We start from the raw sequence: 7,641 nt of genomic DNA, 5'->3' as shown, positions 1-7,641 counted from the left end.
TGATGGAAAATTGGCTACAAGGTTTTTCCTACCGCATAGCTATACCTTGGTGGATTTATGCTTTGGCAGCATTAATCACGCTTTTTATAGCATTTACCACCATTGGTTATAAGAGCTATAGGGCTGCCAATCTCAATCCTATTAAAGCAATAAAAGAGGATTAAAAAGTATGGCTAAGGACTCAGTAGGTTTAAATAAAAAAATTGTTGCTTCTAGATTATTCTGGAACAAAAAAATTAAAAAATAGGAAATCATGTTCAGAAACCATCTAAAAATCGCCTGGAGAAGCTTGAAGAATCAGCCATTCTTTACCTTTCTCAATACCTTTAGCCTTACCATAGGTATTGCGGGTGGCATGCTAATAGCTCTATATGTATACGATGAATTGAGCTTTGATAAAATGTTTGTTGATTCTGACCGCATTTACAGAATCAATTCGGATATAAAATTTGGTGGAGAGGTCATGCAACTAGCCGAAACCGGTGCTCCAATGGCCGGAACATTACGCAATGATTTTCCCCAAGTTGAAGAGGTTACCCGGATCAGGAATCAAGGAAGTTTACTTCTCAGGAAAACCGGTACTGAAGAAAACACCAAAGAAGAGCAAGTAGCTTTTGCTGATTCAACGCTTTTTGAGTTTTTTGGAATAAACCTGTTGGTAGGGGATTCAAGAACTGCACTTACTGAGCCAAATACCATGGTGCTGACCAAAACAGCTGCGGAAAAACACTTCGGAGTTAAGAATGCATTGGGACAAAGGCTATTGGTGAACAATGAGGATACTTATACGGTAACAGGGGTAATGGACGACCTGCCCAAGAATAGTTTATTAAGAGATCATTCTCTATTTATGGCATTGGCCGGATACGAAGATGCTCAGCAAATGTTATGGACCAGCCACAATTATTTTACCTTCATCAAGTTGATACCGGGGGCTAGTATTGAAGATTTTAAAGCGCCTTTACATTCCATCATGGAGAAATACATCTTTCCCTATGTTCAGCAATTTTATCCCGGAATAACAGTAGAATCCTTTGCCGCATCCGGTAATTATTTAAGGTACAGTACCATTCCTTTAACCGATATTCACTTGCATTCCAATCGTCACCATGAGCTCAGTGCCAATAGTAGTATTCAAAATGTTTATATACTTTCATTCATAGGATTGTTTTTAATTGTTTTGGCAAGCGTTAATTTTATGAATTTGTCAACGGCCTACTCACTTAAAAGAGCCAAAGAAGTTGGCATCCGAAAAACCCTGGGGTCTAACCGGTCTCAACTGATTGGGCAATTCCTGACCGAAGCCGTATTGATCTCTTTTATTTCTTTGCTGCTGGCCATTATGATTTCAACTTTGGCACTTCCCTTTTTTAATACGCTTTCGGGGAAATCAATGAGTGTACCTTATACAGCTCCTTATTTCTGGATCATTTTGTTTTCGGCTACCATACTATTAAGCCTTTTTTCAGGTAGCTATCCTGCGTTCTTCATGTCGAAATTTGTGGCTGCAAAAGTCCTTAAAGGAAGTGGACAAAATAGCATTGGGGGAGCAGGGGTTCGAAACTCCCTTGTCGTTTTCCAGTTTGCCATTTCTATTTTACTGATCGTGGCTACCTTGGTTGTATTTCAGCAATTGAATTTTATTCAGGGTAAAGACCTTGGTTACACTAAAGATCAAATTCTGATCGTAGATGATGTTTATGCAACTGGAAACCAAATTGAAGCCTTTAAAAAGGAAGTTCAACAATTAGGTCAGGTGGCCAGTGTTTCTTTAAGTGGGTATTTGCCTACGCCTTCTTATCGACAAGATCACTCTTTCTTTAAAGAAGGATCCATAGCGCAGGAAAATGCCTTGCAAATGCAAAGGTGGATGGTAGACCATGATTATATATCCACCTTGAATATGGAATTAATTGCGGGCCGTGATTTTGACAAACGCTACCCTACAGATTCTACTGGGATAATCTTAAATGAATCCGCATTGGCAATTTTAGGGCTAAAACCCAAGGAAGCTTTGGGCTTGAGACTGTCCCGGGATTTAGGTGAAGAAAACCCGGTTTTTTATAAAGTTATCGGGGTAGTAAAAAATTTCCATTTTGAATCTTTAAGGGAAGATATTGGTGCATTGAGCCTTTCTTTAGGAAGTTCATCAAGTACAATGGCTGTTAGGATAAAATCCGGTGATTTTTCCAATGCCATTACAGGAATAGCGTCAATATGGGCCAAAATGGCCCCCGGCCAACCTTTCAACTACAGATTTATGGAGGATTCATTCAATAGGGTTTACGAATCCGAACAAAAATTAGGACAGATCTTCATGGTATTTACTGTTTTATCCATAATGATTGCTTGTTTAGGCCTTTTCGGTCTGGCTGCTTTCAACGCCCAAAAGCGTATGAAGGAAATTGGTATTCGAAAAGTATTAGGAGCAAGTGTGGGGCAAATTACTTTCCGGCTGACAACCGACTTTCTGAAAATGGTCGGCCTATCCATTTTGATAGCCTTACCCATCGGTTGGTATACCATGTCCAAATGGCTTGAGGATTTTACCTACAGGATCGAAATTGGTTGGGGTATTTTTGCTTATGCTGCCATATTAGCTGTAGGTATTGCCATTCTTACGGTAAGTTACCAAAGTATAAAGGCGGCGATAACTGATCCCGTAAAAAGTTTAAGAACCGAATAAATCCGAAAACCATGGGGAGACATTATCTGAAAATTGCCTGGCGAAATATAAAGCGGAACAAGGGCTACAGCTTTCTGAATATCAGTGGTATTGCCATAGGTCTCGCTGCTTTTTGGTTGATTGCATTGTATGTAGCAGATGAGCTTAGCTATGATAAATTCTTTACCAATTCGGAGCAAATCTTTAGGGTAACTCAACATGCGAAATGGGACAATGGAAAAATGGACATTGCCCTTACCTCTCCACCATTTGCAGTCGCTTTAAAAAATGAATTCCCTGAAGTGGAAGAGGCAGTAAGAATCAATATTGAAGGAGGGGACCTAATTAATTACGGTAATAAAAGTTTTAGCCAGGAAGATATTTGGTTTGCTGAAAATACTTTCTTTGCGCTTTTTGATTATTCCTTTTTGCATGGAGATGGCGCAACTGCCTTGGTAAATCCGGGATCCATCGTCATTACGGAAAGCCTTGCCATTAAAATTTTCGGAGATGCCTCCAAAGCAATCAATGAAACAATTGCCTTAGGCAATGATAAACTGCCTATCAAAATAACAGGAGTAATAAATGATATTCCAAAAAACTCCCATATGCAATTCAGTGCAATCCGGTCCTTTGCAAGGGAAGACCTGAGAAGTGACAATTGGAATGCAGCGTATCTCTACACTTACCTCCTTATACAGAAAGGGATTGACCCAGAATCATTTGCAAACAAGCTTGTTCCTTTTGAAAAGGATCTGACCAAACGAATGAATTTTTCTGATTTTAAAATAGAATTACAGCCACTGACAGCTATTCATCTGTATTCTCATCTGGATTATGAGTTCAGTGCCAATGGGAAGGCTGAGTTGGTCTACTTGTTTATTGTAATTGGATTCCTTGTATTGTTGATTGCGGTTATCAATTATATGAACCTATCTACAGCACGCGCTGTCATGCGGGTGAAGGAAATCGGAATACGAAAAGTGGTTGGATCTGAAATAAAACACCTGGTAGGGCTGTTCCTAAGTGAAGCAATTTTGGTCACTTTTATTGCTTCTCTTTTAGCCTGTTTTATTGTTCAATTAAGCCTTCCTGTATTCAATCAATTGGCAGAAAAAGATTTGACTCTATTGTATTTTGGATCCTTTAAAACCATTGGGATAATTGTCCTTTTTACTGTTTTGATTGGGGTTTTGTGTGGGAGTTATCCTGCCTTGTTTTTGTCAAGGCTTAAGATGATTCCTTCACTCAAAGGGCAGATAGTAAATATGGGGACAAGTATTTTCTTACGGAAAACACTTGTGGTAGTCCAGTTTGTAATTACAGTCTGCCTGATTAGTGGTTCCTATATCGTTCATAAGCAGATGCAATTTGTCTCTGAAAAAGACCTTGGATTTGACAAAAACCAAGTGTTGATCAGCCATATTGATGATCCAAAAGTCCGAAGTAAAATACCCACATTGAAAGCAACACTCCTGCAAAGCCCTTTAGTAGAAAGTGCGGCTACTGCCGGTAATCCTTTAGGTACCAATTACCTAGGTAAATTTAATTTCTTTTTTGAGGTGGATGGAAAAATGCAAAGCACTGCCACTATGACAAATTTTCTATACATCGATGAGGATTTTTTACCAACCAATGGAATGGAGTTATTACAGGGTAGAAATTTTTCTCCTGATAGGCCAACAGATAAAGGAGGAACCGTAATCATTAACGAAACCCTGATGAAACTCCTTGGCTATACCGATGCCATAGGAAAGAAAATCAATTATAAATCAGGAAAGGACAGCCTGGTAAATCGACATATTATCGGAGTGATTAAAGATTTTCACTCGACTTCTCTACAGCATAAAATTGAACCTATGGTACTGTTGATGCCGCCGAATGATAGGGATAGAGACAATCTTTATATAAAAATCTCAAAAGGCAAAGCGGTTGCTGGGATTGCATTTGTAAAAAGTACAATGGAACAATTCGACTCTGAAAATAAAGCAGATGTGTATTTTCTTAGTGAAAATTTTAACCAGCAATACCTGGCTCAACAGAAGCAGGAGAAATTATCACTGATCTTTACTACGCTGGCTTTTATTATCTCTAGTCTTGGTTTGTTGGGTCTGGTGATCTTTGTGACAGCAAAGCGTAGAAAGGAAATTGGTTTAAGAAAAGTGCTTGGGGCTTCAGTTACCTCTGTTACCCTGATGCTGAGCAAGGATTTCGGAAAATTGGTTGGGATTGCCTCTTTAATTGCCCTTCCCATTGCTTGGTTTGGCATGAATAGATGGTTACAAGACTTTGCTTATCATATCGAAATTAAATGGTGGATGTTTTTGCTTTCCGGAGGTATTGCTTTCGCTATCGCAATGACAACAGTAAGCTTTCAGGCATTAAAAGCAGCAGTTGCAAACCCAGTTAAAAGTTTAAGAACCGAATAATCCATACAACCATGTACAAAAACTATCTAAAAATAGCCTGGCGAAATCTTACAAGCAATAGAGGTTACGCTGCAATTAATATTGGAGGGTTGGCACTTGGAATGGCAGTAGTTATTATGATAGGGTTATGGGTCTTGGATGAATTTACGTTCAATACCTACCACAAAAACCACGATAAGATTGCCCAGATTTACAATAGGGCTAAAAATCTTGATACCGGTGAAATTGAGTCTTTTCCCTCTACGATTTACACCATGGGTAGCGTTATAAAAGACAATTATTCAGATTATTTTACTTATGCAATACGTGCCACCTGGGTGGGGAATTATGTATTGACCAATAAAGGGGAAAATTATACCCAAAGAGGTCAGTTTATTGAAAGCGAAGCCTTAGAAATGCTTTCTTTGGAAATGATACAAGGCGCTTATTCGAGTTTAGAAGAGGTCAATGCAGTAGTTTTGTCTGAAACAGCTTCTGCTGCCATTTTTGGAGAGGAAGATCCTGTAGGTAAATCCATAAAGATCAATAATGAGATGGACGCCGTCGTAAATGGCGTTTATAAAGATCTTCCCAAAAACAATAGTTTTGCCAATGTGAAATTCTTTGCGAATTGGAAATTGACAGAGGCCAATGAGCCCCAAAGATTCGAACGAATAAAAACAGTATGGGACGATTGGTCTTTTCAGTTTTATGTGCAATTGAGGCCGGAAATTGATTTTGAAACAGCCAATGCTGCTTTGAAGGATTTTTATTTTCAATACGGACCCGCGGAATCATTGGAAGGTTTTGAGAGACGTGGCCTACATCCTTTTGCTTATCCCATGGACAAATGGCATTTGTATTCCCAATTTGATGCTCAGGGAAAGCCTACAGAAGGCAGAGTCACTTTTGTGTGGTTATTTATAGCCATAGGTTTATTTGTATTGGTTTTGGCCTGTATTAATTTTATGAACCTCAGTACTGCGCGCTCTGAAAAGCGTTCCAAAGAAGTAGGCATTAGAAAAACAGTGGGCTCCAATAAAGAGCAATTGATCTTCCAGTTCCTAAGTGAATCCATATTGATTTCAGGTATTGCCTTATTTTTCGCCTTGGCTTTGGTGCTATTTACGCTAGCATGGTTCAATGAACTGGCTGGCAAAAATATGCAGATACCCTGGACTAACCTTACCTTCTGGGCATCCATATTTGGCGTTACCTTGATTACCGGGTTGTTGGCTGGTAGTTATCCGGCCTTGTACCTATCCTCCTTTAGTCCGATTAAGGTATTAAAAGGAACATTTAAAGCTGGACCCTATTCGGCTGTTCCAAGAAAGGTATTGGTAGTCTTTCAATTTGCTGTTTCTATCATGTTGGCTGTGGGGACGGTAATTGTTTTTAACCAAATAGAATTTACCAAGGATCGGCCGATTGGCTATGACCGAAGCAATCTTATATCCATACAAATGAACAATCCCGCGTACAATAGCAAGTACAACCTTTTGCGGGATGAATTGATAAACACAGGAGTAGTGGAAGACATGACCCAATCTTCTTCTCCATTAATGGGCGTTTATAGCAATGGCGGTGGTAGTATTAGTTGGGAAGGCAAAGATCCTGAGATGTCACCTGACTTTGGTATTTTGCGGGTAACCCATGATTATGGGAATACAGTAGGTTGGCAGTTTGTGGAAGGAAGGGATTTTTCGAGGGATTATGCCTCTGATTCTGCAGCTATAATTCTAAATGAAACGGCCGTTAAGTACATGGGCTTGGAAAACCCAGTAGGGAGCTTTATTACCTTTGGAAATGACGACCGGGCAGAGATTATTGGTGTTACAAAGGACATGGTGATGCAATCTCCTTATCAACCTGTAAAGCAGGCCTTTTTCTATATTGATTACGATAGGGTAGACTATATTAATATCAAAATAAAGCCCGATGCCATCGCCAGTGATGCCATTGCTCGCATTGAAGAGGTATTTGCCACAGTTGTTCCATCTGCCCAATTTGATTATGGCTTTGTAGATGAGGCTTTTGGGCAGAAGTTTGAATCCGAAGAGCGTCTGGGAAATTTGGCAGGAGTTTTTACCCTTTTGGCTATTCTAATTAGTTGTTTAGGCCTTTTTGGTTTGGCTTCATTTGTGGCCGAGCAACGGACCAAGGAAATAGGGGTACGAAAAGTCTTGGGGGCTTCGGTTTTAAATTTATGGCAGATGCTTTCCAAAGATTTTGTGATTCTAGTACTGATTTCCTGCCTTATTGCGATACCGATTGTCTATTACTTTATGAGTCAGTGGTTACAGAATTACGATTACAGGATGCAAATATCTGCGTGGACCTTTGGCTATGCCATAATCGGGGCATTGTTTATTACCCTGTTGACAGTAAGTTTTCAAGCCATTAAGGCTGCAATTGCAAATCCTGTGAAGAGTTTAAGGACCGAATAATCCCGAAAATCATGTATAAGAACTATCTAAAAATTGCTTTTCGAAGTATCTGGAAAAATAAGACCTTTTCTTTGATCAATGTAATCGGCTTATCGATAGGTTTAAGTGCGTCTTTTGTAAT

At 39.4% G+C, this 7,641-nt stretch carries 3 protein-coding genes; all 3 read left to right on the top strand.

The genetic code is table 11. The features are described from left to right. Positions 1 to 253 precede the first annotated feature (253 nt). From AAC037_RS14890 to AAC037_RS14880, 3 genes are read left to right on the top strand one after another with little or no spacing between them, the layout of a single operon-like run. Positions 254 to 2,686, top strand: a complete 2,433-nt coding sequence (locus AAC037_RS14890) for an ABC transporter permease (protein WP_339903726.1) — start codon at positions 254 to 256, stop codon at positions 2,684 to 2,686. Positions 2,687 to 2,697: 11 nt separating this feature from the next. Continuing rightward, the gene (locus tag AAC037_RS14885; protein ID WP_339903725.1) at positions 2,698 to 5,094 is read left to right on the top strand and encodes an ABC transporter permease; all 2,397 of its coding nucleotides are present in this window, start codon (positions 2,698 to 2,700) and stop codon (positions 5,092 to 5,094) included. Between the two features lie 11 nt (positions 5,095 to 5,105). Next, positions 5,106 to 7,520: an ABC transporter permease gene (locus tag AAC037_RS14880; RefSeq protein ID WP_339903724.1), complete on the top strand. Its 2,415-nt coding sequence runs from the start codon at positions 5,106 to 5,108 to the stop codon at positions 7,518 to 7,520. Positions 7,521 to 7,641 lie beyond the last annotated feature (121 nt).

The organism is uncultured Cyclobacterium sp. (genome assembly GCF_963976465.1).
Classification (GTDB): Bacteria; Bacteroidota; Bacteroidia; order Cytophagales; family Cyclobacteriaceae; genus Cyclobacterium.
Note: the sequence above shows the minus strand (reverse complement) of the source record. Positions and strands in the feature narration are given on the sequence as shown.